Annotated in this window: 26 protein-coding genes; 11 read left to right on the top strand and 15 right to left on the bottom strand. The window is 57.5% G+C overall.

Annotated features, from left to right (window positions below):
- Positions 1-271: 271 nt before the first annotated feature.
- The gene (locus M0R30_RS11605) at positions 272-586 is read right to left on the bottom strand and encodes a hypothetical protein (protein ID WP_292547044.1); all 315 of its coding nucleotides are present in this window, start codon (positions 584-586) and stop codon (positions 272-274) included.
- Positions 587-701: 115 nt separating this feature from the next.
- Here M0R30_RS11605 and M0R30_RS11600 point away from each other — a divergent pair, with 115 nt between their 5' ends.
- Complete coding sequence (locus tag M0R30_RS11600) at positions 702-1,121, top strand: MarR family winged helix-turn-helix transcriptional regulator (protein WP_292547042.1); 420 nt, start codon at positions 702-704, stop codon at positions 1,119-1,121.
- A 56-nt stretch (positions 1,122-1,177) separates the two neighbouring features.
- On the top strand, positions 1,178-3,580 hold the full coding sequence (lon, locus tag M0R30_RS11595; protein ID WP_292547040.1) for an endopeptidase La: 2,403 nt from the start codon (positions 1,178-1,180) through the stop codon (positions 3,578-3,580).
- 14 nt (positions 3,581-3,594) lie between these two features.
- On the opposite strand, the gene M0R30_RS14795 is transcribed toward lon, so the two are convergent.
- The 10 genes from M0R30_RS14795 to M0R30_RS11545 all read right to left on the bottom strand — a co-directional run bounded on the left by M0R30_RS14795 (position 3,595) and on the right by M0R30_RS11545 (position 12,668).
- Positions 3,595-3,747, bottom strand: coding sequence for a plastocyanin/azurin family copper-binding protein (locus tag M0R30_RS14795; protein WP_366513134.1), 153 nt, complete (start codon positions 3,745-3,747; stop codon positions 3,595-3,597).
- Positions 3,748-3,794: 47 nt separating this feature from the next.
- Positions 3,795-4,016, bottom strand: a complete 222-nt coding sequence (locus tag M0R30_RS11585; protein ID WP_292547036.1) for a ferredoxin — start codon at positions 4,014-4,016, stop codon at positions 3,795-3,797.
- A 29-nt stretch (positions 4,017-4,045) separates the two neighbouring features.
- Positions 4,046-4,330: a winged helix-turn-helix transcriptional regulator gene (locus M0R30_RS11580; RefSeq protein WP_292547034.1), complete on the bottom strand. Its 285-nt coding sequence runs from the start codon at positions 4,328-4,330 to the stop codon at positions 4,046-4,048.
- Between the two features lie 348 nt (positions 4,331-4,678).
- Positions 4,679-4,951 carry an Hsp20/alpha crystallin family protein gene (locus tag M0R30_RS11575; protein WP_292547032.1) on the bottom strand — a complete coding sequence of 91 codons (273 nt, stop codon included), beginning with the start codon at positions 4,949-4,951 and terminating at the stop codon, positions 4,679-4,681.
- Positions 4,952-5,403: 452 nt separating this feature from the next.
- Positions 5,404-6,741: a response regulator gene (locus tag M0R30_RS11570; protein WP_292547030.1), complete on the bottom strand. Its 1,338-nt coding sequence runs from the start codon at positions 6,739-6,741 to the stop codon at positions 5,404-5,406.
- 2 nt (positions 6,742-6,743) lie between these two features.
- Entirely contained in the window at positions 6,744-8,816 is a 2,073-nt protein-coding gene (locus tag M0R30_RS11565) for a PAS domain S-box protein (RefSeq protein WP_292547027.1), read from the bottom strand.
- Positions 8,817-8,914: 98 nt separating this feature from the next.
- Positions 8,915-9,337: an ATP-binding protein gene (locus M0R30_RS11560; protein WP_292547025.1), complete on the bottom strand. Its 423-nt coding sequence runs from the start codon at positions 9,335-9,337 to the stop codon at positions 8,915-8,917.
- A complete protein-coding gene (locus M0R30_RS14790) occupies positions 9,231-9,494 on the bottom strand; it encodes a response regulator (protein WP_366513133.1) in 264 nt (87 codons plus the stop codon). Before M0R30_RS14790 ends, M0R30_RS11560 begins: the two co-directional genes overlap by 107 nt.
- A gap of 184 nt (positions 9,495-9,678) precedes the next feature.
- Positions 9,679-10,536 (bottom strand): ATP-binding protein, encoded by an 858-nt coding sequence (locus M0R30_RS11550; protein ID WP_292547021.1) that lies wholly within the window; start codon positions 10,534-10,536, stop codon positions 9,679-9,681.
- Positions 10,512-12,668 (bottom strand): PAS domain S-box protein, encoded by a 2,157-nt coding sequence (locus M0R30_RS11545; protein ID WP_292547019.1) that lies wholly within the window; start codon positions 12,666-12,668, stop codon positions 10,512-10,514. The genes M0R30_RS11550 and M0R30_RS11545 overlap by 25 nt, the downstream gene beginning before the upstream one ends.
- A 312-nt stretch (positions 12,669-12,980) precedes the next feature.
- Between M0R30_RS11545 and M0R30_RS11540 the strand changes: the two genes are divergently transcribed.
- Positions 12,981-14,474 carry an RNB domain-containing ribonuclease gene (locus M0R30_RS11540; protein ID WP_292547017.1) on the top strand — a complete coding sequence of 498 codons (1,494 nt, stop codon included), beginning with the start codon at positions 12,981-12,983 and terminating at the stop codon, positions 14,472-14,474.
- 23 nt (positions 14,475-14,497) lie between these two features.
- On the opposite strand, the gene M0R30_RS11535 is transcribed toward M0R30_RS11540, so the two are convergent.
- From M0R30_RS11535 to M0R30_RS11525, 3 genes are read right to left on the bottom strand one after another with little or no spacing between them, the layout of a single operon-like run.
- Positions 14,498-16,513: a hypothetical protein gene (locus M0R30_RS11535; protein ID WP_292547015.1), complete on the bottom strand. Its 2,016-nt coding sequence runs from the start codon at positions 16,511-16,513 to the stop codon at positions 14,498-14,500.
- 2 nt (positions 16,514-16,515) lie between these two features.
- Positions 16,516-17,283, bottom strand: a complete 768-nt coding sequence (locus M0R30_RS11530; RefSeq protein WP_292547013.1) for a PP2C family serine/threonine-protein phosphatase — start codon at positions 17,281-17,283, stop codon at positions 16,516-16,518.
- Entirely contained in the window at positions 17,280-17,954 is a 675-nt protein-coding gene (locus tag M0R30_RS11525) for a VWA domain-containing protein (protein ID WP_292547011.1), read from the bottom strand. The genes M0R30_RS11530 and M0R30_RS11525 overlap by 4 nt, the downstream gene beginning before the upstream one ends.
- Positions 17,955-18,633: 679 nt before the next feature.
- On the opposite strand from M0R30_RS11525, the gene M0R30_RS11520 reads away from it, so the two are divergent.
- On the top strand, positions 18,634-19,971 hold the full coding sequence (locus tag M0R30_RS11520) for an RNase J family beta-CASP ribonuclease (RefSeq protein ID WP_292547009.1): 1,338 nt from the start codon (positions 18,634-18,636) through the stop codon (positions 19,969-19,971).
- A gap of 42 nt (positions 19,972-20,013) precedes the next feature.
- On the opposite strand, the gene M0R30_RS11515 is transcribed toward M0R30_RS11520, so the two are convergent.
- The gene (locus tag M0R30_RS11515; RefSeq protein ID WP_292547007.1) at positions 20,014-20,865 is read right to left on the bottom strand and encodes an MBL fold metallo-hydrolase; all 852 of its coding nucleotides are present in this window, start codon (positions 20,863-20,865) and stop codon (positions 20,014-20,016) included.
- Between the two features lie 174 nt (positions 20,866-21,039).
- Here M0R30_RS11515 and M0R30_RS11510 point away from each other — a divergent pair, with 174 nt between their 5' ends.
- From M0R30_RS11510 to M0R30_RS11480, 7 genes are all read left to right on the top strand, one after another.
- A complete protein-coding gene (locus M0R30_RS11510) occupies positions 21,040-21,276 on the top strand; it encodes a hypothetical protein (protein ID WP_292547005.1) in 237 nt (78 codons plus the stop codon).
- 41 nt (positions 21,277-21,317) lie between these two features.
- Positions 21,318-21,602, top strand: coding sequence for a hypothetical protein (locus tag M0R30_RS11505; protein ID WP_292547003.1), 285 nt, complete (start codon positions 21,318-21,320; stop codon positions 21,600-21,602).
- Between the two features lie 79 nt (positions 21,603-21,681).
- Entirely contained in the window at positions 21,682-22,056 is a 375-nt protein-coding gene (locus tag M0R30_RS11500; protein WP_292547000.1) for a DUF134 domain-containing protein, read from the top strand.
- A gap of 162 nt (positions 22,057-22,218) precedes the next feature.
- Positions 22,219-22,377, top strand: a complete 159-nt coding sequence (locus M0R30_RS11495; protein WP_292546998.1) for a DUF5320 domain-containing protein — start codon at positions 22,219-22,221, stop codon at positions 22,375-22,377.
- A gap of 8 nt (positions 22,378-22,385) precedes the next feature.
- Complete coding sequence (gene atwA, locus M0R30_RS11490; RefSeq protein ID WP_292546995.1) at positions 22,386-23,981, top strand: methyl coenzyme M reductase system, component A2; 1,596 nt, start codon at positions 22,386-22,388, stop codon at positions 23,979-23,981.
- A gap of 45 nt (positions 23,982-24,026) precedes the next feature.
- Positions 24,027-24,920 carry an Mrp/NBP35 family ATP-binding protein gene (locus tag M0R30_RS11485; RefSeq protein ID WP_292546993.1) on the top strand — a complete coding sequence of 298 codons (894 nt, stop codon included), beginning with the start codon at positions 24,027-24,029 and terminating at the stop codon, positions 24,918-24,920.
- Between the two features lie 35 nt (positions 24,921-24,955).
- Entirely contained in the window at positions 24,956-25,303 is a 348-nt protein-coding gene (locus M0R30_RS11480) for a hypothetical protein (RefSeq protein WP_292546990.1), read from the top strand.
- Positions 25,304-25,329 lie beyond the last annotated feature (26 nt).

Below are 25,329 nucleotides of genomic sequence, written 5' to 3'. Positions count from 1 at the left end.
TGTAACGAACCATAGGCGTGTGCGTTATTAACTCTTGAGACAGTACCAACGTTCCCGACGGGGGCCGGGGGTATCGCCTTCACCGTAAAGCCAAACGAGACGGCAGCGGTGGTCGATCCCGCTCCGGCGAGCAGGCTGCCCGGTCACATGCCCGCAAAGATCCACGTCGCGATCCCGATGAACGCGAGAAACCCGACGAGCGCTGCAACCGCATAACTCCGGGGAGTGAAGGGATTTTTCATGCCGAACCCGAGGAACGAATTCGCATTGATCAGGTGGAAGACGAGGCCGAGGCGGCGACAAACACGAGCCCGGCGAGCGGGCTGACGAAGTACGCAATAACGAGCCCCGGGATTGCGGCGATCAGGGAACCGGTGACGAGCGAGTGGGAGAACGGGTACGAGGTGAACCCGATCGCGTTCTGGAGCGGGCTGTCGGGGTTGACGGTCACTTTCTCTTTCCCGGTGATCACAAGGACCGGCCAGAGCAGGTCCGGGAAGCTGACGCCAAAGAGGATGACGAGGGGCGGGATGGACGGGAAGAGCGCGATGAGAAGGTAGGCGACCGCAAAGTGCCCAATAAACATGATCGAGTGTAAGGGCCAAGGGGTTCTGGGTTTTTGCGATGGTACGAATGTCTGAGAAGATCCCCGACCACTATCTTTATGATTAGGTAAGACCTAACTAACGAAGGATCGGAGCATGACAGAACGAGAGGAGCACCTGTTCGAAGTACTGGACAACCTGGTCCGGATCCGGAACGAGTGCTCCTGCTCGATCTTCTCTGAATGCGGGCTCTCCGACATGACGGTGAAACAGATCGCCTACCTCAAAGTGATCGATGCTGAGGGGGATGTGACGTTCAGCCGGCTTGCGGAGATCACGAAGAACTCCAAGCCCACGATCACCGAGATGATCAACAAGTGCGTCCGGATGGAGTGCGTGTACCGGGAACACTGTCCCGATGACGGCCGGATCACCTATATCCGCCTGACCGAGAGAGGAAAAGCGATCGCACAGGCCGAGCAGGCCTCGCTGCGACGGATGATTGAACGGATGATGAATTCACTGGATGAACGCGAGCAGGAACTCCTGGTAGAGATCCTAGAGAAAGTCAGGTAAATTTTTTTCTCCTGCACTTTAGTTAGGTAAATTCGAACTAAATGATTGAGGCAACCATGCAACCAGAAACAAACGAGAGTACAACAGACACTACGACAGAAAAGATGGTCATACCCCTCTTCGAGATCGTCGTGTACCCGGACAGCCGGACAAAATTCCCGGTTGACCTGGCAACCGGCGAGCTCCTGCTCGCGGTAATGGAGAACGCTGGTGAGAACGAGGCGCACGCGATCGGCCTCACGGTGAAGAGCGGCACGCGTCCCATGGAACTGAACGCAGAGTCGCTCTATAAAATTGGCAACCTGTTCCGGGTCCAGCACGTAGAGCCGGCCGATGACGGGTACCTGGTCTGCGTGCAGGTCACTGAGAGGGTAAAGACGGTCTCCGTCTTTGAAAAGGACGGGCGGCTCTATGCTACGTGCGAACCGGTCCCGGACGAGCAGGACCTTGAAGACGATCTCCGCGAGCGGATCCTCTCGGACATCAAGTTCACCATCCACGAGATTAGCAGCCGCTTCAACGGCTCGGAGCAGTTCACCGGGCCGATCGACCGGATGGACTCTGTCGACCAGATCATGGGCTTTGTCATGCCGTTTTTACCGGTCCATCTCGCCGAGAAGCAGGCGCTCCTCGAGATCGTCCCGGTCCGGCAGCGGTACATCACGTTCCTCGAACTCCTCATCCGGGTGCGGGAGAATATCAGCATCCGGATCGAGATGGCAAAGAAGGTCACCGACCGGGTGGGCAAATCGAACCGCGAGGCGCTGCTCCGGGAGCAGCTCCGGGTGATCCAGGAAGAGCTGGACGAGAGTGCCGGTACGCCCGGGGACATGGGCTACCGGGAAAAGATCGAGCAGTCCGCGATGCCGGACGACGTAAAGAAAAAAGCATTCGCGGAAGTGAAAAAGCTCGAGACCGGGGGCAGCCAGAACCACGAGAGTTCCGTGATCCGGAACTACCTCGACCTCATGCTCGATCTCCCGTGGAAGACTGAAGAGAAGAAGAGTATTGACATCGCGGAAGCGAAGCGTGTGCTCGAGAGCCACCACAACGGCCTTGAGAAGGTGAAGGAGCGGATCATCCAGCACCTCGCGGTGATGAAACTCCGGCAGGAGAAGCAGGGCTCGATCCTCCTCTTTGCCGGCCCGCCTGGCACGGGAAAGACGAGCCTGGGGAAGAGCATTGCCGAGGCGCTCGGCCGGAAGTACGTCCGCGTCAGTCTCGGCGGCGTCCGCGACGAGGCCGAGATACGGGGGCACCGGAGGACTTATGTCGGCGCCCTGCCCGGCCGGATCATCCAGGGCATGCAGAAAGCCGGCACAAAGAACCCGGTCTTCATCCTCGACGAGATCGACAAGCTGGCAATGTCGTACAACGGCGACCCGGCGAGCGCCCTCCTCGAGGTGCTTGACCCCGAGCAGAACAACACGTTCTCGGACCACTACCTCGAGGTACCCTACGACCTCTCCGATGTGCTTTTCATCGCAACAGCGAACTCGCTTGCAACGATCCCGGCCCCGCTCCTCGACCGGCTGGAGCTGATCGAGATCTCGGGCTACACGAAGAACGAGAAGTTCGCGATTGCAAAAGACCACCTCATCCCCGAGACCCTCACCGAGCACGGGCTTGATGCGGAGAAACTCCGGTTCGAGGACGAGGCCCTGAAGGTGGTAATCGAGAAGTACACCCGCGAGGCCGGCGTCCGGTGGCTCAAAAAACAGCTTGCGAAGGCGGCACGCCACGTGTCCGAGAAGATCGTTTCCGGGACTGCCGAGCTGCCATTCATCGTGACAACGGAAAACCTTACGGACGTTTTAGGGAAGGAACTGATCCGGCAGGAAGTCGCACGAAAGGAACCGGTCCCCGGTGTCGTGACCGGCCTTGCATGGACTCCGGTCGGCGGGGAGATCCTCTTCATCGAGGGGACGTTCATGCCCGGGACCGGCAAGCTCACCCTCACCGGCCAGCTCGGTGACGTGATGAAGGAGTCGGCGACCATCTCGCTTTCCCTCATCCGCTCCCGGCTCGCAAGTGGGGAGAGCGGGTTCAACTTCATGACGAGTGACATCCACGTCCACGTCCCCTCAGGGGCAACGCCCAAGGACGGGCCATCGGCCGGTGTGACGCTCTTCACAGCCCTTGCATCTCTTATCACCGGGAAGACCGTTGACCCGGAGCTTGCGATGACCGGTGAGATCACCCTGAGCGGGGCTGTGCTGCCGGTTGGCGGGATCAAGGAGAAGGTCCTGGCCGCCCATCGTGCGGGGATCAAAAAGGTCATCCTGCCCAAAGAGAACGAGCGGGACCTGCAGGACGTGCCGGAAGATGTCCGGGGCGAACTGGCATTCGTGCCGGTGGAGACCGTTGAGGGAGTCTTAAAAGAGGCGCTCGGTATTGAGCTGCCCCGGAGCGTGGCGATGCACATCGGGAACAGCGTGGTGCCGGTGCAGAACCTCTGATGGGAAAAAATGTGCTATGACTGCACGATGACCATGCCCTTTATGGACGGGTGGATCGAGCAGTGGTACGTATACGTCCCCGCCGGAGTGAATGTGCGGGTGTTAGATGCACCTGTCTGGAGCGTATCGGAGGAGAATGTTTCCGGTGACGCCGTGTCAGAAACGATGGTATGGGGAGCCGCGTCCCGCTAACGGCCAGGCCCTCAACTTCCGGTCACTCTACCGTGATGATCGACACCGGACAGAGGTCCGCCGCATCGGTTACACAGGCTTCCAGCTCATCGGGCACAGACCCCTCTGCACAATTCCCGTTGAGCCGGAACTTTTCAATCACCTGGCTTAAGTGATCGTCAGGGTTTTCTTCAAAGAATGTCGGGCATGTCTCCCAGCAGGTACCACAGCTCGTACAGTCTGACCGATCGATAGTCGCTTTCATAGATGGTTACCCGTTGACTGCGCATCTCGTCATCCCACCGGTGACGACAGGTTCATGGACAGGTAGCTGCCGGATACGCTCTCCGCCATCCGGTTCTCCTGCGGCTGGACCATCCGGTTCTGGTAGATGATCTGGCGCATGTCACGTATGTTCGCCTTCTCGATGATCAGGTCGTTCTCTTTCAACCTTCGCAAGGCAAAGCGCACGGTCCTTGGGGAGCAATGGGATTTCTTCACAATGTCCTTGTGGGTCAGTGCACCTTCCGCACCAAGGATCCTCAGCACGGTCTTTGATGAGGGGGGTAATGGTTTCATATTCAACCTCGTGTAGTCCGCATTATCCCGGCACAGGGTATAGGCTCTTTGTCAAAAGTCAAATCATGAAACAAAAATTGAAACAATGAAAAAAGGAACGGTGCAGCCCCTTCATGTTGCCAGATGCACAGGGTCAGTGAATCCGGAGGTGAGGTTTCATGCCCTCGTTTTGAACAGGGCCTGCCGAGGGACGGCGGTGATTTTATCGAGCGAATCGATCCACCCGGCCCGTGATCAGGTCGCGCTCCTTTCCTTTTGGGATAACAGCATGTCTCAGGGTTAACCTTGTCCTGCCGGCCTGTTCTTCGAAATTGATCGTTATGAGCAATTCGACGGGAAAGTCTAGGTTCATGCTACCGGTTTTTCTAAAACGATCTCCAGTGTTCCGTCAGAGAACTTCTTTTTAAAGACCCGTGCCCCTGCCGGGACGCGGATGGCTTTCTTCAACGTCTTCCGGTCAATAGTTATGGACACGGTAACCGTTGTTTTTTCCAGGTCGATCCGGATCTGTTCTTCCGTAACACCGGGAAGACCGATGCTGACATTGATATGCCTTCCCTCATCCCTCCTGTGGACTGGCGGGTTGAATGCAGTGCTCTCTTCTGGTTTGTCACGTCTCATGACGGATCTCCTTTCTGGTAATGTCAGGTTATCTTCGTAAGGAATGTTTCCTGGCTGGTCCTTCTGTTGCCAGGGAACGACTGAACTCTATTGTCGGACTAATCGATCTCTCTCTTGCATTCGTTTTTCGCGACTGGTGTGTGTGCAGTGATTTTCCTGCCCTATCCTTTTTCGGCGCCAAGCCAGCAGAGTGATTTTTAATGGATGAGGGTAGGATCCTCCGTTGCATGTTCCCCTGATATGGATCCTTCATACCCACACATCATCCTTTTTCCGGCCACTGAATATAGGTAACCGGATATTTCAGCGGTTGTTTCAAAAAGTGAGACATCCGAGCAGTCATCAGGTTGCGAGGATGAGAAGAACCCGTCAGGGTTCTTCGAGTTCCGAGCAGTTCATGATAACGTCAAAGATCGGGCTGGTGCGGGTGGATAAAGAAAAAAGGATAACAACTATTTCTTATCCGGCAGGGCGAGGGGAGTGTCGCTGTCGCCCATGATGTGCCGGAACACGAACTTGAATTCGCTGAGGCGGTTGTGGATGTACTTCTTCCCGGTCTTGGTAGGCGAGTACAGTTTCGATTTTCCCGAGGCCTTCATCATCAGGTACCCCTTCTGTTCGAGGTCATAGAGGTACGTGTAGATCCGGGCCTGGGGAATGAGGACATTGTACCGGCTGTGGATCTCGTGGACGATGTCATAACCGGAGATCGGTTTTTCGAGAAGCGAGAGCACCACCGGTTCAAGGGATTTTTTCACCACGTCATCGATCGTTGCCTGGGGGACAACGGTGACCGCCTCGGAAGGGAAAGAGCGGTGGGCAAATGAGAGGGTCGTCTCTTTACCGGTGGAGATGATGATCTTGGCAATGCCTTCAGAGAGCTGCTTGATCCGGTGGTGGTCGATATCGGCCATGTTCACGGCAATGATCCCTGACAGGGGGACGCCCTGGGCCATCTTTGCCAGGACCAGGTCTTTCACCGTGAGAATATCGGCAAACTCGTCCGTTTCGGAGAAATCAAGCAGCACCTGGAGCGTGCCGGGCGACGGCTCCTGCGGCAGCGATCCGGTGCACGTCTCGATGACCCCGGGCAGGAGGTACACCTCTCCCTTCTTCACCCGCCGCATAAACAGGTCGCCGTCCTGGACCTCCTTTAAGAAATATTTCTGCAGCACAGACCGGTAGTAAGCAAAGAAATTGCGTCCTCCTTTTTTTAAGCCAGCCTCGATCGCAAACCGGAATATCGGTTCTTTTAGAGTCGGATCGACATACAGGAAGAGGACGATATCGGTGAAAATATCCTTTAAAAGGACCGTTTTGATCTCCGGCAGGTCGATATATTCTGCCCCGTCTCCGTCACTTCCTTTCGGGAGGGCACCCTTCGCGGGGGTTGCCGCGGCAGCTTTCCTGAGTTCCTGTTCAGAAGTTTTCCGGAACAGGGCGACCTCGATTGCGGCCTTGATCTCCAGTTCATTGAAGGGCTTCACAATATACCCGTAGGGCCCGACCTGTTTTGCCTTCTCGATGATCGCATCGTCTGCATAGGACGTGACAAAGACTACCGGGACCTCCATCTCTTCGGCAATGGTCTTTGCCGCTTCGATGCCGTTCAGCTTTCCCGGCATGACGATGTCCATCAGCACCAGATCCGGTGCTAGACGCCGTGCCTTTTCGATCGCGTCCTCACCGGATGACGCCATCCCGGCAACAGTATATCCCATTGCGCTCAGGCGCTCCTCGAGCTGCATCGTGATAATCGCTTCATCATCAACCACAAGAATTTTTGACATGGTTATTTATCTCCTGAATTGCGGGGAATGTTCACCGTCACTTCTGTGCCATGGTCACCGGTGATAGTGACCGATCCGTTCAGCTGCATCACAAGATTACGGATGAGTTTGAGTCCCAGGCTGGTAGTCTGGTACACATCCATATCTTTGGGGATACCCACCCCGTCATCCCTGACAATGATCCGGATATCGTCACCCGCCAGTGTTGTGGAGACCTTCAGGCTCCCGTGTTCCCTCCCTTTGAATGCATGCTTGAATGCATTGGAGAGGATCTCGTTCACGATGAGAGCGCAGGGGATCGCTTGGTCGACTGGCAGGAAGATATCCTCTGTATCGATCTCGCTTGAGATCTCGGCACCCGAACGGCCGTATATAATAGACAGGTCTGCGACCTGGTCGCGTATCTGGCCTCCCATGTTGATTTTATCGAATTGTTTGCTCTCGTACAACCGCGTGTGGATCTGCGCCATGGTCTTGATCTTCATCATCATGTCGGTCAGGATCCCGTGGGTTGTGGTATCGGGTGTCCGCATCCGTGTCATGTCCAGCAGGCCGGAGATGATCTGAAGGTTGTTCTTGACCCGGTGGTGGATCTCACGGATCAGGGTCTCCTTTTCATGGAGCGATGCGATCAGTCTCTCCTCGGCACGCCGGCGGTCGGTGACATCCCGGTAGCTCAGGACTCTCCCGATGATCACGGAGTCCATCTTCTGGGGCTTTGAATACCGTTCAAAGACCCTGCCGTCGTTGAGTTCCAGCATCTCGTAGGTCTCGCGGTCCCGTGGAGGATTATTCTTGTAATCCCTGTCCTTGAACAACCCGGGGTTTTTTACCAGCGTCCGTATGTATCCTGACACCCCACGGTCTTCGCCGCCCTTAAGCAGGTCATCCGGAATTTTCCACATGGATGCAAAATTCTGGTTGTACCGGATAATCTTCCCGGCCCGGTCTACGACATACACCCCGTCTGCCGTTGACTCGATGGCTGCATTCAGTTCGGACAGGGTTTTTTTCACCAGGGATTCTGCCACCCTGCGCTGGGCAATCTCTTCCTTGAGCTGGGCATTGGACTGCTCCAGTTCCGAGGTCCGCTCTTTCACCCGGATCTCCAGCAGATCGTGCGCTTTCCGGAGGGCCTCTTCGGCCTTTTTTCGCTCGGTGATATCCCGGGCCGAGGCAAAGACCCCGATGACATTCCCTTTCGTGTCCCGGTACACGGTCGCATTATAAAGGACCGGGGTCACATGGCCGTCGCAGTGCCTGATTTCGAGGGCATAATCGGTCACTGACCCGTCACGGAATGCACGCTCGTAGCCGGCTTTTGCCCGCTCCGGTTCTGTGAAATAGTCTGAGAAGTCGGTTCCGATCAGTTCTTCCCGGGAGAACCCGGTGACCCGGGTCGTTGCCTCGTTCACATCGTTGATTGTCCCGTTCGGGCTGATGGTGACGAGCGGGTCAAGGCTTGCCTCGATCAGGCTCCGGTTATACGCGTTAGCCTTCTCGATCGCATTCTCGGCTTTTTTTCGTTTGGTGATGTCGATACCCATCTCAAGGATCATGGATGCCCCGTCAGCATCGGTAAAGGGGAAATCATAGATATCGTAATCTCTGCCGTTTGGGCCGGTCCAGAACCAGTGGTGGGACGCACCGGTTTTCATGACATTGTAGGCCTCACAGTTCTCACAGGGTTCGCTGCGGTTGAAGAGGGAATCATAACACCGGCGCCCTTCCGGGTCCCTGAAGGTCTCCCGGAAGTACCTGTTGGCAAACGGCATGCGGTAGTCCTTGTCGAGCAGGCAGACATACACGGGGAGCGCCTCCAACACGTCATAGAGCCGGTGCCGTTCGGTACTCAGCGCGTGCATCGCCTCCTTCAGCTCGGCGGTGTGTTCCTCAACCCGGATTTCAAGTTCATTGCGGGTTTTCAGCAGCGCTTCCAGTGCCTGTGTTTGTCCGGTAATCTCCTGGCGGAATGCCGCACTACTGTTACCTGAACTCTCTTTATCGCATGGTGCGGTATCCCGGCATGAATACGGCAGATCCGTTGCTGTTTTTTTACTATCTCGTTCTCTCATCTGCCAGTATCGCCACCCGTATTACCGGGAAAAATGTACGTATTGTATCTCCATCGGGCCCCGGGTAAATACGACCAAATACACTAATTATAACCTTATTAATGACTTAAAAAGGGTGTCGACATATTATAATTTTTGAAACGACCCCGGATGAGATTGTCCCGGACTCTTTTGCCCTCGTTCTGCGCCTTCGCCTCCGGCAACCGGTACGCCCCTTTAGGCACGACAATCTCGAACCTCGCCCCTTTCCCCTGCTCATCGGTTTCAACAATGGAAAGAGCGGTGATGGCAAGGATCTCGCGGGACAGGTTCAAGCCAAAGGCGGTATTCTTGAAATATTCGCGGTTGAAGATGCCCCGTTTCAGGATCACCGGGACACCCACGCTGTTGTCTTCGCATATAATTCTGATTATATCATTGTGCCATTCGCACCGGAACGAAACCTGTGTAAGGGTGGTACCGTGACGCACCGCGTTGTCGACAAGGTTGTAAAACACCTTGGGTGAAGGGGGTATCCGCACACGCGGTGAGAAATATCACGGGGATGCCATATCTCGCATGGATCTGACCGGCGGCTTCGATGCCGTCTATGGTACCGGAGAGGCGAATGTCCATGAGGACGTGGTTGGGCCGGGTCTCCCCCGCGTTTTCAAGAGCCGTCTCCCCGGACTTGGCGATTGCGATGACCGTTTACCCAAGGTCGATCAGCGTCTCCTTGAGATCGGCTGCGATAATTGCCCCCATCATCAACAATGAGAATCCGGCGGGGTGCCATCTCTGGTTACCTGATGAGGTTGTTCGCTGACATGCCTCTTGATGGTTACAGTCGGGAAGATTTCCCGTGAAGGCCGGGGAGTTCTCGTTATTTTTCTTTGGATCCTTTCTTCTTGTCTGGCATCCGGTACGCCGCCCTGGGCACCAGCATTTCGAACCGGGCGCCCTTCCCGAAGGTGCCGGTCTCGCGGATCGTGATCCCGGTGATCGCGAGGATCTCTTTTGTCAAAAAGAGGCCAAAGCCCGTGTTCTTCCCGTAGCCCTTGGTGAAGATCTTCTCCTTCTCCTGCGGCTTGACCCCCACCCCGTCGTCCTCGACAATCACGAGCAGGCCCCCGGGTTTTTTCTCGCAGCGGACAGTGATCCCCGTCACGCTCCTCCCGTGTCGGACCGCGTTCTCGAAGAGGTTGAAAAAGACCCGCTCGAGCATCGGGTCGGCAAGGACAGAGACTGCCCGGCATGTGCCGGAGAGCCGGACCGGCACAGTCATGCCCGATGCTGTAGCCATGACTTTATCGAGCGCGAACCAGGACGGGGCCTTGTCGCCCAGCTCCTGGTAGTCCCGGGTGAACGCGATCTGTCGCCCGACCTTGTCGGCGGCTTCCGCGATCCGTTTCAGGTAATCCATCACGACAGGGTCGGGTTTCTTCGTCTCCGCGAGCTGGATATACCCCTGCAGGGCCGTCAGCTGGTTGATCACATCGTGCCGGGTGATGTTGTTGAGGAGGTTGAGCTTCCGGTTGGTCTCCCGGACCGCGTGCTCCATTGTCTTTCTTTCCGTGATATCCCGCGAGATCGCCTCGGTGCCGATTACATTCCCCCCGCAGTCCCGCAGTACCTGGACGCTGATCGATACCCAGAAGAACGAGCCATCCTTACGCACTCCCTCCCAGGAGAGGTCACTGACATTCCCGTCCTTCATTAAGAGTTCTTGGACCCGGTCCATCTGCGCAGGATAGCGGAACAGGGACGAGATCGATATTCGATCATCTCGTCCGGGGACCGGTACCCGTAGATACGGGCAGCAGACGGGTTTACCATGGTGAGGACCCAGTCCCGGTTCATACGGAGGTAGGCGTCCTGCAGGTTTTCGAGGATATGGCGGTACTTGTCCTCGCTCTCGCGGAGCGCTACCTCTCCCTGTTTCCTGCCGGTGATATCCTTGTATATCCCGACCAGCCTCAGCGGTTTCCCGTTGGCGTCCCTGGCAGCGATCTTCGCCCTGTTCATGATCCACCTCCAGTCCCCGTTCTTTGCCATGAGCCGGAACTCGATCTCGTGGTCCCCGCGTTTCCCTTCGCGGTATTCGTTGATAATTCGGGATGCTTGATCCCGGTCGTCCGGGTGCACGCAGGAGAGCCAGGTGTCATACATATCCGCATCTCCTCCGGGTGCATAGCCGAGCACGGTGAGATAGTGTGGGCTGATATAGGACTTGCCCGTCACCATGTCCCAGTCGAACAGCCCGATATTCGATGCCTCGAGGGCTATCTGGAACCGCTCCTCGCTCTTGCGGAGTGCCTCCTCTGCCCGTTTCCACTCGGAGACATCAACGACCACCCCACGTAACCCGGTAAAGGTCCCGTCGTTGAGGATGGGGGCTGCATAGATGAGGGCCGTGAAGGGGGTGCCGTCATGGCGTTTCACGTCGTACTCGTGGTGTTCGATTGGTTCTCCCCGGATGATCTTCCCTATGCTCTCCTGTGCCCGCACATGGTCATTGTCGGCAATGAAGTCAAAGACGGTATAGCCCCGGTCGATGTCGTCCGTCGTTAGTCCTGTCACCGTGCGGGCATGGCGGTTCACGAACGTGACCCGGCCGTCCCTGTCCGTCTCGAAGATGATCTGGGGAAGGAGTTCCGACAGTTCCCGGAACCGGGCCTCGCTTGCCCGGAGCGAGTCCTCGGCCTCTTTGCGCACCCTGATGTCCCGGGCAATCCCGAGGATCGCGGGGGCACCCAGGTAGTCGATGAGGTCCACGAAAAATTCGCAGGGAATGATCGGGCCGTCCTTTGTTATGAGCCGGGCAGTGAACCCCGGGGAGATATCCTCACCGGCAAAACGCTTCTTCGCGTTCTCCATGAGGCCGGCCCGGTCATCCGGGTGCACGAGGTCCCAGAGCCGGATCGCCATGAGTTCATCGTGGGTGTAACCAGTGAGTTCTGCAGCCCGGTTGTTGGCGAAGAGCACCCGGTCGGACCGGTGGATATAGATCGCGTCCTGGCTGTGCTCCACGACCAGCCGGTATTTCTCCTCGCTTGCCCGGAGCGCCTCTTCCGCGTCTCTCATACCGGAGATATCCCGGAGAGATTCGATCGCACCGGCGATCCCGCCATCCCGGTCATAGAGCGGCCGTGCAGTAGCCATGAGGATGCGGCACCTGCCATCGGGCGTGGAGATTGTGGTCTCCCCGGTAAGGATCCCCCGGCTGCGGCTGATATGGGTGTAGTGCTGCGAAAGCACCTCGTCCGGCTCGAAGACCATGTCGATCAGGGCCGTCCGGCGGTCGCCGTAGAACGGTATCGTGTACTCGTGATCGCCCATGCCGAGCATCTCCGCGGCACTCGCCCCGGTCATCTCCACGATTGCGCGGTTCCAGGCAATGACCCGGCCTTCCCTGTCGATGGCAAACGTGGCATCAGGCAGGAAGTTGATGATATCGGCAAGGCGTTTCTCCGATTCCACGAGCAAGTGCTCCGCCTGGCGACGGGCCACGGCCTGCCGGATCTTGTGTTCCAGTTCCGCAAACAGCGCCATTGCATCCCCGCCTTTCTGGAGGTAGAAGTCCGCGCCGTTGTTGATTGCCTGGATCACAATCTCTTCCCGGCCCCGCCCGGTGAAGAGGATGAACGGGATGTCGCCATGCCGCTCCCTCACAGCTTTTAAGAATTCGATCCCGTTCATATCCGGCATCTGGTAATCCGAGACAATCGCATCGCAGCACGTGATCCCGGGGGATGCAAGCGCTTCCGGTGCGGAGGCCATGGGAAGGACCCTGAACTCAGGCGAACGTTCCAGGAACTGACGGCCCAGCACCAGCAGGTCTGGTTCGTCATCCACATAGAGGATCGTAAACATTCGCCTGAACACCCGGATTATGGAACCTTTTTTTTAATTATTTTTATAATCGACGGGAAGATCAGTTCAGGGACGGGAAATGCCGTGCATTTCGGTCCCATCCTCTCATGCGAAGGATGTTATGGGCCACACTATTCAGCGGGTCACACGGCGGCATTGTGGGAGGTACTTATCCTCCCGTTTACATAAACCAGCCGGCAGTTTATTGGAAAAATCTGGCTGAAATTCTCCTGATTTCGCATCCAGTGCAGATCGCGATGTCAGGGCCGATCAGGACATAAGGGAGAACAACAGACAGTCTGCTGATCAGCCATGAGCAGAAAACCCCCAGTACGACGAGGCGGCAAGCAGATCGACATGGAAGCGATCGCATGGGATGCCATGAAGAAATACGGGTTCCGGCCGAAGTTCGAGAACGCCGTGATGCGTGAAGTGAGCGCGGTCGATGGCGACAACCGGTCCCTGTCCCGGTATAACGCACAGGACCTGCGGGCACTCCTCTGGTCGTCGATCGACAATTTTGACTCGATGGACCTCGACCAGATGGAGTACTGTGAGAAGGGGGAGAACGGGGAGATCCATGTGCAGGTCGCGATCGCGGATGTAGACACATGGGTGCCGAAAGGTTCACGTACCGACAAACATGCGGCTCACAACGGGGCATCGATATACCTCGATATCGTGACCTTCCCTATGCTTCCCTTAAAGTTCTCGGCGGGGATCACCTCGCTCCTGCCGGGGAAAGACTGCGCTGCCATGGTCGCTGACTACCGGGTGCTTACAGATGGCACCATCCGGTACGGGACCATCCGCCGTGCATTCGTTACCAACCATGCCAAACTCGTGTACGAGCAGGTTGGGGCATGGCTCGAGGGGACCGGGCCGGAACCGGAGAATGTCCGCGCCATCCCTGGTCTTGCTGAACAGATCCGGTTGCAGCACGAGGCGGCCGTGCGCCTGCGGCAGCAGCGGACCGGGCAGGGGGCACTTGACCTCCAGACGATCGAGGCGCAGGCAATCTACGAGAAAGGAGTGATCAAAGAACTCAACGTGATCGAGATGAACGCGGCCCGCTCTATCATCGAGGAGTTCATGGTGGCCGCGAACCGGACAATGATGACCTTCCTCTCGAACGCCGGCATCCCCCGGATCGAACGGGTGGTGCGGGTGCCGAAGAACTGGGAAGGGATCGTCCTTGTTGCCGATGCCCTTGGCGAGAAGCTGCCGGCCCAGCCGGATGTGCAGGCACTGGCCCGGTTCCTTACAGCACAGAAGAAGGCCGATCCCGAGCGCTTCCCCGATCTTTCCCTTACGATCGTCAAACTGATGGGCCCGGGTGAGTATGCGATGCTCCAGCCCGGCACTGACCCGATCGGCCACTTTGCGCTCGCGGTCACCGATTACACCCACGGAACCGCCCCGAACCGGCGTTATGTTGATCTCATCATCCAGAGGCTCATTAAATCCGTCATCGACAAGAGGCCCAGCCCCTATACCGGGCAGGAGCTTGAGGACCTCTGCCTCTGGTTGACCGGGCAGGAGAAGCAGTCCAAGAAGGCCGAGCGGTTCATGCGGAAGGCGGCAGCAGCCGTTCTCCTCCGCGACCAGGTCGGGAAGGTCTTCACCGGTCTTGTCACCGGCGCATCCGAGAAAGGCACGTACGTCCGGCTCACTACTCCGCCAGCGGAAGGGCGGGTTATGGAAGGCCAGCAGGGCCTGCGGGTGGGCCAGAAGGTCCGCGTACGGCTGCTTGCCACCGACCCGTACCGGGGTTATATCGACTTCGTGTATACCGGGAATGCGTGAACCGGGTCCTGTGCGGCAGCAGGCTAGCGGGAGAAGATGTATGACCTGACCGCCTCGATATCCCGGCGGATTGCCTCTTGTACGGGGCTCTCGAACGGCCGGTAGTCCGCCATTGCCCTGGCCAGTTCCTGTGCCCTCTTATCTACGGGTTGCCGGAGCGTGACCCGTTTTTTAATAACGTCCTGCTGGATCCGGGAGAGCCGGGCGGTCCCCTGCAACAGCTCCCGTTCGACCGGCCGCATCTGAGGCTGGTATCGGTGGACGAGAGCCCGGACATCGGCCTGATCCACACCCTTCGTGGGATCGAACAAAAATGCGGCACTAAGCCTCTCCCGCCACGAGACCAGCTCGCTCCTGATGGTCGGGTCCAGCCGCGGGACGCGGTGCAGGTTCGCCGGTATCACGTCAGCCGCGGTGACGATGCCCGCTGCCTTCAGGCCTGCCAGTATGGCGGTCCCGAACCGGGGCAGGGTGGTCCGGTCCACCGGGTATTTATTGAGGAACTGCTGCACCTGGCGGTCACGGATTGTGGTCTCAAGGGCGGTGAGGCCGTTCTGGAACTGTCGGTTGATATGTTCGTACGTGTGTTTGAGCTCCCGCAGGCGTTTCAGCTGGGCAAGGAAGGCGGCATCGCCTGCCTCCTCGGTCCATTTCCGGTTCCAGAGCCGCCACATGTATCCCGCTGACTCAAGGCTGGCCCACCGCCGCTTCCGCTCTTCCGCCTCCTTCCCCGGGAAGAAGAAGAGGGCGATGGCGATCGCCCCCATCAGGAGGACCTCCCAGGGATCAATGATTACCTCCCCGATTGCAAGAAGCAGGCAGCCCCCGGCAAGCACTGCGCCGGCGAGCTGGCGGACCTTCCGGAACGCAAGGGACCGTTCCACGGCCGGGGCGAGTGCGGCCGGGTGCGGGTGATACGCATTCGGGCTGATCACCGGCATAGGCCCCGGAGGACGGACGGCCTCCACTTTCTGCCACTCGCGCCTGAGATCGATCTTCGTGATGCTGTCAGCGGAAAGGAAAATGAGGACGCCCGACGCCTCTTCAAGCCGGCACCACGGGCAGGACGAGAGGCCGGCGTAGTGGTAGTGGACTCCGTCTGCCTGGCACCGGCGGAGATTTGCCTCGAAGGGATCCAGCATGTCCCACCACTCCTCTGCCGTGGGGCGGCCCCCGTTCCCGGTCCCGGACTCGGCAAAGGCATCTTCGAAGAGCCGGGCAATCCGGTCCGGGACAATCGCAGGGCCAACAGAGTTGGGTGGGGGGGCGATCGCCTTCAGACGGGCATTCCTGCTGTAGGCGAACCGGAACTCGTCGATCGCCTTCTCGATTGGCATGTCCTCCTTGCCGGAGTAGACCCCGGCATAGGGGTGACGCCCGAGGAAGAGGAGCTGGAAAATCAGGATCGCGAGTCCGAAATTGTCATGGTTGGCGGTCCGTGCGAGCCGGAAGTTTGTGGACTTCTGGAGCTCCGGGGGGGTAAAGTGTGCCACCCCTACCTCGCAGTAATACAACCGTTCATGAGACCGGACCTGGAACGAGTCGCAGTCGATCAGGCGGACGCAGGCCTTGTCATCGACAAGGATATTGCCCTCGTTGACATCCCCGATCACGTACCCGTACTTGTGGATGACGGAGAACGCGGCCGCGAGGTTCTTTGCCGCCCTCACAAGGAACCGCCAGTCCGCGTGGGGGAAGGTCTCTTTCCGGTGCGTAGGCCCGTACAGCATGTGGATCGGCTTCGCATCAGCGATCCTCGGCATCAGGAAACCGACCACCGGGCCACCGGGCCGGGTGCAGAGTATATCTGTTGGCCACGCAGAAATGTCCTCCAGGTCATCATTGCACCCCCGGGCCATCAGCCGGAGTTTTTCCTGTTTGTGGGCATCCAGCGGCTTTTTGTAGATCTTTGCTACCGTGGTATGGGGAGCGGCCAGGAGCTCGTATACGTCCCCCTCGCCGCCGCTCCCGATCCGCTTGCCGAGGCGGAGGGTTGTGCCATGGCTGTCAACAAATGACGTGAGAGGAACGGTGACCATGATCAACCCGCGACCTGTACCGCAAGAACGAGGGTCTTGTCATCATCGCTCCGTGTGCTGATGTCGTCACGGAGGAGAAACCGCCCGAGCTGGCCGGAAAAATCAGAGAATTCGTTACCGGGGTCCCTGCGGAGCGCTTCGAACAGGGGCCGGAAGAAACCGGCATGGGCTTTCTTCTGCGAGAAAGAGAGGACGAGGTTCTGCAGCCCGTCCGTGAAGAGAGCGATTTCCGTGGGGGATGTCGGGGCATGCAGGATCCTGAGTCGTTCCAGGTACGCTTCGTCCGAGACGAAGAACGTCGTGTTGGCGTATTCCCCCTGTTCCGGCCAGAAGATCGTCTGGTAGTCTTCCCCGGCACTCACGACAATCGCGCCATCGCCGATCTGGAAGAAGACCGTATGGTCATTGCCGGTCACCGCCCCGAGGAGGGTGCAGGCATAGTCCTTCATTCGTTTCCCATTACCTGTCGCCTCCGCAGCAATCGCGTCCCGCGATGTGGTGACCCACCCCCGGATTTCATCATCGGAAATATTCAGGAGGTCACCGTCATGCCGGAGGCAGTTGATGATGCATCCCCATACGGTCTCGCAGGCAACCTCTGCCCCCCGCCCCCCTTCAGTTGTACTGCCGGCGCCGTCAGCGGCAAGACCGATGAAGTATTCACCGTCCGCGATCCGGATGGAGCCGGCGCGGCTGTAGTCCTGCCCACTTTCACTGCGGTCCAGGTGCGATCTTCCCGTGACAGATGAAGCGGTGGATTTCCATATCATATCTCACTCCACCCGAGCGGTGGAGCGAGTTGGATCCGGTCGCCGGGGTTGGACCGGGACGCGGACTTCATGGAATTGGAGAGCCACTGGAAGAACTCCCGGAACTTCAGGCCCTGGAGCTTGACCGGCTCGCGGACCGAGATCTGTTTTAAGATCTTCATGTCCGCCTTGTTGACACCGATGGCAAAGAAGGCAAAGGACTTGGACGCTTCACCTTCGCGGACGAGCGCCGCAGCGCTCTGCCATTCATCGGTCGGGGCACCGTCAGTGATGAGGAAGATCCACGGCCGGTAGAACGAGATGCCGTTTGCCCGGTACTGCTCCTTGCGGGCCCGGATCAGCTCGGCACCCTTCCGGATCGCCTCCCCCATCGGGGTGTCACCCACGGCCTCGAGCTGCGGGTCGAAAAAGCATTCCGCTGTGTTGAACTCGCTGATGACCCGGACCGGGCCGAACGTGAGGAGTGCGACCTCAACCCGCTTTATCGCGAGGGAATCGCCCTGCAGTTCATTGTAGAACGATTTGATCCCGGCATTCAGCTCGGCGATCGCTTCGCCGGCCATCGATCCTGACGTGTCGAGCAGCAACAGGCAGGGGCACCGGGGTTCGGGGTTCTCTGCAAAGGTCACCGCTCCCAGCGGCTGCTGGTCGAGGTACATATTGTCGCTCATATCATTTCACCATAAAATACTGGTCGTATCGTTATCAATTGCGTAGTACTAAGATGGCTTTTGTACGTATAATCTATTTTCTGATGTGGTAAGGGTTGCACGTGTCTGATGACGAGGATTACGAGCATACCTCCCATCAAACCGCTGGATACAACCCATAGTTTGATGTATCTGCCTCACAACTTAACATAGACACGATTCCGGGTATTTACAGATAATCCGGGACAACCTGTGCGGGAAATAGTGCGCAGGGATCATGCGGAAGATGGCAGAACTGCCATCTGTGACACACCTTATCGGGGAAATAACCCGGTGGCTGTGGGGAGGGTTACGATGATCCACGTTTTCGTGGTGATGGCCCGCGTATGTGGCCCTGGAAAATATCAGCCGAAAATAACGGCATTGCATGAGACCCGCGACGACACGTTGTACAGGCTTTTCCCTATGTACCTTGTCGCAGAGCGAGGGGAACGGAGCCGGGCACCGGTAATGTGCCGCTCCTTGTGATACCCTCCCGCACCCTGTTCCGGGCCGGCATCCCTGCCGGAATACACAAAAAAGATATAGAGATTGCCGGTTTGTGGGTGTGCAGGGGAACGTATCAGTTCCCGCACGGGATGTCGAGAAATCTTTCAACAGAAATACGTAATCACGCAAAAAAACAGGAGAAATAACACAGATGGAAATAGAAATTATCGCCGTTGGCGGATATGACGAGGTAGGTCGGAACATGACCGCCGTCCGCTGCGGAAAAGAAATTGTCATCTTTGACATGGGGCTTCGCCTCGACCAGCTGATGATCCATGAGGACGCGGAAGTCGACGAGATGCATTCCCTTGATCTCATCAAGATCAAGGCGATCCCGGACGACACCGTGCTGCAGAATGTCGAAGGCACCGTCAAGGCCATTGTATGCTCGCACGGGCACCTTGACCACATCGGTGCGATCCCGAAACTGGCGCACCGGTACAAGGCACCGATCATTGCGACACCCTATGCAACCGAATTGATCCGCCAGCAGATCTCGGGCGAGAAGAAATTCGGCGTGGGCAACCGGCTCTTCGCGCTCAGCGCAGGACAGAAGTACACGATCTCGCCGAACATTGTCCTTGAATTCGTGCACACGCAGCACTCGATCATCGATACCGTGACCCCCGTGCTCCACACACCTCACGGTGCGATCGTCTATGCCTGCGATTTCAAGTTCGACCGGACGCCGGTCATCGGCAAGCCTCCGGATTTCGCCCGGTTCCGCCAGCTCGGCAAGGAAGGGGTGCTCGCCCTTATCGTGGAAAGCACCTACATCCACCGCCCCGGGCGGTGCCCCAGCGAGCGGATCGCCCGGGACCTCGTGCGGGATGTCATCACCAGTTTCGAGGACGACAAGAGTTCGATTCTCGTATCCACGTTCTCGTCCCACATCTCCCGCGTGAAGACCATCGCGGAATGTGCCCACGAGATCGGCCGAAGGCCGGTCTTTCTCGGGCGCTCGATGCAGAAATATTCGACAACCGCAGAACAGATGAAATTCGTCTCGTTCCCCCCGACCGCGAGCGTCTTTGGCGACCGGCGGACCGTTGACCGCGTGATGCGCCGGATGATGAAGGAGGGAAAGGAAAAGTTCCTGCCCATTGTCACCGGTCACCAGGGAGAGCCCGGGTCGATCCTGACTCGTATTGCGCACGGCGACACTCCATACCAGCTGAACAAGGGTGACAAGGTGCTCTTCTCGGCGAACGTGATCCCGAACCCGATGAACTATGGGCAGCGGTACGTGGTAGAGCAACTGCTCAAAAAGACCGGTGCGCGGGTCTTTGAGGATCTGCACGTGAGCGGCCATGCCTACCGGGAAGACCACTACGAGTTCATCCAGATGCTCCAGCCCCAGCATATCATCCCTGCCCACGCGGACCTGAAGATGACGGCAGGCTATGCCGAGTTTGCCGGTGACCTGGGATACACGGTAAACAAAGATGTCCACCCGATGAGAAATGGGCAGCGGCTCAGGCTCAAATAAAGAGACAGCGATAGTGGGGAGCGGGAAATGGCAGTGGTACCTTTACCACTCAAATTTCATCCCCACGCCTACCTCCTGCATGGGACAATAGTCTGCAAGGGCGAGTTTTGCCGGGAGCGATGTGCAGTGGCAGGCATGCAGCGCATTGAGATGAAGACGATTTAAGTATTTTCCTGTTTTTACGAGCCGTTTTGGTTCCGGTGAAAGCAGGTGAAGCCCGCCGATGATATCTACAACCCGCTTCTCCCCGCAGATCTCCCGGGCGTATTCCGTGATATTGCAGATCCCCGCGTGGGAGCATCCGGTGATGATGATGAGTCCTTTTGCTGAGCGGAACGCAAGCGAGGAATCGTCAAGCAGGGAATCCGGTTCAATTTTCCCGTTGGGGGTGTGAATCGTCCGCTTGCCTGGATCACCCTGCTCAAAGGCAAACCTTTTCGGGATCTCACCGAGGAAGACAAGGTCATCGGTAATCCAGACAGGTTTGTCAGAGAGGTTTACCGAAAACTGCTGTCGTATCTCTGCTTCACTTACCGGTGAACCATTTTTCCTGCCATCTTTTTCTTTAGGCCAGAAGCAGCGGGGATGGGCGATGAGGTGTGGCACCCGGGATTTCCTGTCAGATGGATCTGCCCCTGCCAGGTAACAGGAAAACGTGGGTACACCCCCCGTGTGATCGATATGTCCATGCGAGAGGATGAGGAAGTCCATGTCGTACAGGAATATCCCCCTCTTTTCCGCATTGGTAAGAAAAAGGCCGGAGAGCCCGGTATCAAACAGGATTTTCTTGCCCCCCGTCTCAATGTGGAATGAGAGCCCGGCTTCCCCCATGAACTCATGGTCTGTAAGTGTGGTATTATCGACAAGGACAGTGAGGATGAGCTGCGGGGTCATGGAAGAATATCTCGCAAGGGAAGGGGATGAGCCTTTTCCTTTTTTCAAGGAGTATTGACCAGCCTGGTGAGGGGAGAGAGACTCTCTGTCCACACGCTGTCAGGTTCCAATGGTTTAAATGATTTATGCGCATATGAGTAATTATCGTACGGCCACCGTACGGTTGGTGAACCAATGCCAGACAATACACAACCAGAATCCACTGATGCCAGAAAATCCAGCAACGAGAACAAATCCACTATCCTGCACACCTGTGCCTGCGGCGAGCAGCACGAAGAAGTTCCGGGTTCCCCCAGCCACCGGGATACCTGCACGTCTGACCTGAAATTCGGAGATTCCTGCTGCTGCGGTTCCGGTGAGGCCGCAAAAGAAGCCCGCCACCGTTGCGGCCATGGCCCACGGTGTCATTAAGGACGCATCTTTTTTTTAAGAATCGCACACAACGACCCGTCATGATCCGACATCCGGAAGTCCCCGATCTGCTGGAGCAGTACATGGAGGCAACCGGTTCGGCCGAACGCTGGGTTACGGTCAGGGAAATCCGGTTGTTTTTCCAGCTGGACGAATCGGCAGGGCCGGCATTATCAGGTTTTTTACAGAAGATCCACCACGGCCCGTTCATCTCCTGCCCGTATAAGGTAGCCCGGATGGAAAAGTTCCGGGATACGGCCCCTCCATACCGGATCATTAAAAAATATCTTGTGCAGGAACGGCCGGCACAGAAAAACCATAGATAAGCCGATTCGGAATAGTTAACCGGCAATCCGGTAATCAAATTATACTATTCGCACACACACTAGTATTCAGGAACAATCCATGACAGCGGATGAGAGCATTGATGTGAATGAATGCCCGCGGCGGGGACGGCCACGCGTGAGGCGTATCATTGCCACGGCATCCGAGTCGCGGTGCTATAAGCCCTGCTGCCATGCGGAGGAAGGGCAGGGGATCTCGCTCCAGCCTGAAGAGATCGAGCTGATCCGGCTCATTGATCTCGAAGGGCTCGAACAGGAAGAGGCAGCGGAGAAACTTGGAGTCTCGCGCAAGACCGCGTGGCGCGATCTCCACGAAGCACGCCGGAAAATAGCCGATGCACTCGTCAATGGCAAGGGTATTGAGATGGCTGGCTGTACAAAACCTGCTGAAGGCCGGTGCCCGAAATGCCCGAAGGATAACGCGGGCCAGCATTAAGAAAGACTTCTTTTTTCACGGGCCGGGTGCCCGGCATGCCGGGACACTGGTGGTGACCGGGAGATGCATGACGGCGCCCGCTCCACATACGTTCCTGTGATCCCGATCCTTAAATCTTTATGCTCATATGTGTAATAATTCCCTGTGAAGTGAGGGAATACTATGCCGAACTATGACGGGACCGGGCCATTGAAACGGGGCCGGGTTATCGGGAGGGGTACAGGATCCTGTAAAAAGGTCGCCACAGGCTGCCTGCAGGAAGAGCAGGATCCGGATTATTCAGCCCGGAACCTGAATGCTGCGAAACCCGCGACGAGGTGAACAGGACCGTGCCACAACCTTTCATCAGTGTCCACGATCTCTGTATGGACTTCGATGACACGCGGGTCTTAAACAATGTTTCGTTCGAGATCCCCGAAGGGGAGATCATCGGCGTCATCGGGAGGAGCGGGGCCGGGAAGAGCGTGCTGATGCACCTCCTCCGTGGCGTCGAACAGCCACCTACCAAAGGCTCCATCGTCTACCACATGGCCGCCTGCGACCGCTGTTCTTTTATGGATGTGCAGAGCCGGGCAGGAGGAAAATGTCCCGAGTGTGGTGGAGACCTCGTGGCTGTTGATGTCAATCTCTGGGATGAGAAGAGCAACGGCATGAAATCGCGGGTCATGAGCCGGACCGCAATCATGTTCCAGCGAACGTTCGCACTCTATGGAGACGACCGGGTGATCGAGAACGTGCTGCACGCGCTCGATGACATCAATTACCCGCAGGAGAACGCGATTAACCGGGCTGCCGACCTCATCGACCAGGTCAGGCTCTCGCACCGGATGATGCATATCGCCCGCGACCTCTCCGGCGGCGAGAAGCAGCGGGTTGTTCTTGCCCGGCAGCTGGCGAAGAACCCGGCCATGCTCTTTGCTGATGAGCCCACGGGAACTCTCGACCCGGAGACAGCCCGGCTGGTACACGGGATGCTCCTTCAGGCGGCAAAGAAGAACACGATGGGCATGGTCGTCACCTCGCACTTCTCGCAGGTAATCGAGGACATGGCGAACCGTGCAATGCTGCTTGTCGATGGCGAAATCGCCACCATCGGTTCGCCAAAGATCGTGATCCGCTCGTTTGCAAAAGACTACCATGAGATCGAATCTTCAGAGCCCGTGGAACTGGGAGAGAAGATCCTATCAGCCCGGGATGTAACCAAGCGCTATGTCTCGGTAGACCGTGGCGTTGTCAAAGCGGTGAATATGGTCACGTTCGATGTGGCAAAGAAAGAGATCTTCGGCATCATCGGGAAGAGTGGGGCGGGCAAGACCACACTCGCGCAGATCATGTCCGGCATCATCGAGCCCACGAGCGGTGAGATGAACATTCTTATCGGAGACGACTGGGTGGACATGACGAAACCCGGCATCGACCAGCGGGGCAGGGCCAAGGAGTACATCGGCCTCCTGCACCAGGAGTACGACCTTTTCCCCCACCGCACGGTGCTTGATAATCTCACCGACTCGATCGGGCTGGATTTCCCCAAGGAGCTGGCAATCCGGAAAGCGGTTGTTACGCTCCGGATGGCGGGGTTCACGGAAGAAAAATCAAAGGAGATCCTGAACCGGTTGCCGGGAGAACTGTCCGATGGCGAGCGGCACCGGGTCGCCTTAGCTCAGGTGCTCATCCGGGAGCCGCGCCTCGTGATCCTCGATGAGCCGACCGGCACGATGGATCCGATAACCAAGCAGGACGTGAAGCACTCGATCCTGAATGCCCGTGACGAGATGGACGAGACGTTTATTGTTGTTTCGCATGACATGGACTTCGTCCGCGATATCTGCGACCGGCTGGCACTCATGCGGGGCGGGAAGATCATTGATATCGGCCCGACCGCGGCGATCCTGGCGCAGGTGACCGAGGAAGAGAAGAGGAACTGATACGGGGACAAACGATCCCTGCACATTTTTTGAGATATTGATATCATGACAAAAAAACCCGCGAAACAAGAGAATAGCTGCGATGAGAACTGCACTGATAACTGCGAGACCTGCCCGTCTGCACAGCCGAATGCGGCACCCAAAGGGCTGCCCCCGAAAGCAAAAATCGATGTGAAGCACGTCATCCTCGTGTTGAGCGGGAAGGGCGGGGTAGGCAAATCCACGGTCTCCGTGAACCTTGCATTTGCCCTTGCAAACCATGGTAAAATGGTTGGCCTGCTCGACCTCGACTTCCACGGCCCCAACATCCCCAAGATGCTCGGGATCGAGGACCAGCGGCCGGCGGTTCTTGCAAACGCTATTGAACCGGTCCATGTAACCGGAAATCTGGGAGTCATCTCGATGGCGTTCCTGCTTCCCGATACAAGCTCCCCGGTAGTCTGGCGCGGCCCGATGAAGATGATCGCAATCCAGCAGTTCCTTGCGGAAGTGAACTGGGGAGCACTTGACTATCTTGTTGTTGACCTCCCCCCCGGTACGGGGGACGAGGCGCTCACGATCGCGCAGCTCGCCCCGAACGTGCGGGGAGCGGTCATCGTCACAACCCCACAGGATGTGGCGGTCATGGACGCGACCAAGGCAGCAAAGTTCATCGAGAAACTGGAGCTGCCGGTCATCGGCGTCATTGAGAACATGAGCGGGATGGTCTGCCCCCACTGCGGTGAAATCGTCAACCTCTTCAGTGTTGGTGGCGGGAAGAAGGCAGCGGAGGACCTCGGCGTCCCGTTCCTCGGGGCAATCCCGCTGGACCCGGAGATGGTAAAAGCCGGCGATGAGGGCCGGCCCTATATCCTCCGGCACGCGGATTCCCCGACCTGGAAAGCAGTGGACTCCGTGATGGAGCGCCTTGTTGCAGAGATCGAGTCTGAACCGGAATAAAATCCTGACAGGTCTATAAGAAAGATCTCCCCACCATGAGAAAATATCCCGGGATACCGGAACTGCTGGAGCAGTTCATGGAGGAGCAGGGAGCAAATGATCGGTGGGTTACCGTACAGGAACTCCGCGACCGGTTCGGGCTGACCCGGTACCAGTGCAACACCGTCTCCGGTTTTTTACGGCGTCTTGAGCACGGATCGTTCGGCCGGTTCCCGTATATCGTGATCAGGATCGAACACGAAGTGCGGCTTAATCCATCGGATCCGCTGAAGTGCCGGTATCTCGTGAAGCGGAAAGATGGGTATGATGCCCTGGTTCCTGGAGTGATACATCCTGCCATTATACATACACGTTGCAAAGCAGATGGTGATGAATCCGGGTAGGGACCCCGGATCCGACCCCCTGCCAA

Origin of the sequence: Methanoregula sp., assembly GCF_023227875.1 — an archaeon.
In the GTDB taxonomy this organism is placed as follows: domain Archaea; phylum Halobacteriota; class Methanomicrobia; order Methanomicrobiales; family Methanospirillaceae; genus Methanoregula.
The sequence above is the reverse complement of the archived record's forward strand: the minus strand, read 5'-3'. Positions and strand labels throughout refer to the sequence as shown.

Coding starts and splice junctions, on each gene's coding strand:
- M0R30_RS11605 (WP_292547044.1), bottom strand. CDS start 586: ATGTTTATTGGGCACTTTGCGGTCGCCTACCTTCTCATCGCGCTCTTC.
- M0R30_RS11485 (WP_292546993.1), top strand. CDS start 24,027: ATGACAAAAAAACCCGCGAAACAAGAGAATAGCTGCGATGAGAACTGC.
- M0R30_RS11510 (WP_292547005.1), top strand. CDS start 21,040: ATGCCAGACAATACACAACCAGAATCCACTGATGCCAGAAAATCCAGC.
- M0R30_RS11545 (WP_292547019.1), bottom strand. CDS start 12,668: ATGTTTACGATCCTCTATGTGGATGACGAACCAGACCTGCTGGTGCTG.
- M0R30_RS11500 (WP_292547000.1), top strand. CDS start 21,682: ATGACAGCGGATGAGAGCATTGATGTGAATGAATGCCCGCGGCGGGGA.
- M0R30_RS11495 (WP_292546998.1), top strand. CDS start 22,219: ATGCCGAACTATGACGGGACCGGGCCATTGAAACGGGGCCGGGTTATC.
- M0R30_RS11525 (WP_292547011.1), bottom strand. CDS start 17,954: ATGAGCGACAATATGTACCTCGACCAGCAGCCGCTGGGAGCGGTGACC.
- M0R30_RS11515 (WP_292547007.1), bottom strand. CDS start 20,865: ATGACCCCGCAGCTCATCCTCACTGTCCTTGTCGATAATACCACACTT.
- M0R30_RS11520 (WP_292547009.1), top strand. CDS start 18,634: ATGGAAATAGAAATTATCGCCGTTGGCGGATATGACGAGGTAGGTCGG.
- lon (WP_292547040.1), top strand. CDS start 1,178: ATGCAACCAGAAACAAACGAGAGTACAACAGACACTACGACAGAAAAG.
- M0R30_RS11585 (WP_292547036.1), bottom strand. CDS start 4,016: ATGAAAGCGACTATCGATCGGTCAGACTGTACGAGCTGTGGTACCTGC.
- M0R30_RS11480 (WP_292546990.1), top strand. CDS start 24,956: ATGAGAAAATATCCCGGGATACCGGAACTGCTGGAGCAGTTCATGGAG.
- M0R30_RS11600 (WP_292547042.1), top strand. CDS start 702: ATGACAGAACGAGAGGAGCACCTGTTCGAAGTACTGGACAACCTGGTC.
- M0R30_RS11505 (WP_292547003.1), top strand. CDS start 21,318: ATGATCCGACATCCGGAAGTCCCCGATCTGCTGGAGCAGTACATGGAG.
- M0R30_RS11530 (WP_292547013.1), bottom strand. CDS start 17,283: ATGATATGGAAATCCACCGCTTCATCTGTCACGGGAAGATCGCACCTG.
- M0R30_RS11535 (WP_292547015.1), bottom strand. CDS start 16,513: ATGGTCACCGTTCCTCTCACGTCATTTGTTGACAGCCATGGCACAACC.
- M0R30_RS11540 (WP_292547017.1), top strand. CDS start 12,981: ATGAGCAGAAAACCCCCAGTACGACGAGGCGGCAAGCAGATCGACATG.
- M0R30_RS11580 (WP_292547034.1), bottom strand. CDS start 4,330: ATGAAACCATTACCCCCCTCATCAAAGACCGTGCTGAGGATCCTTGGT.
- M0R30_RS11550 (WP_292547021.1), bottom strand. CDS start 10,536: ATGGACCGGGTCCAAGAACTCTTAATGAAGGACGGGAATGTCAGTGAC.
- M0R30_RS11570 (WP_292547030.1), bottom strand. CDS start 6,741: ATGTCAAAAATTCTTGTGGTTGATGATGAAGCGATTATCACGATGCAG.
- M0R30_RS11575 (WP_292547032.1), bottom strand. CDS start 4,951: ATGAGACGTGACAAACCAGAAGAGAGCACTGCATTCAACCCGCCAGTC.
- M0R30_RS11565 (WP_292547027.1), bottom strand. CDS start 8,816: ATGAGAGAACGAGATAGTAAAAAAACAGCAACGGATCTGCCGTATTCA.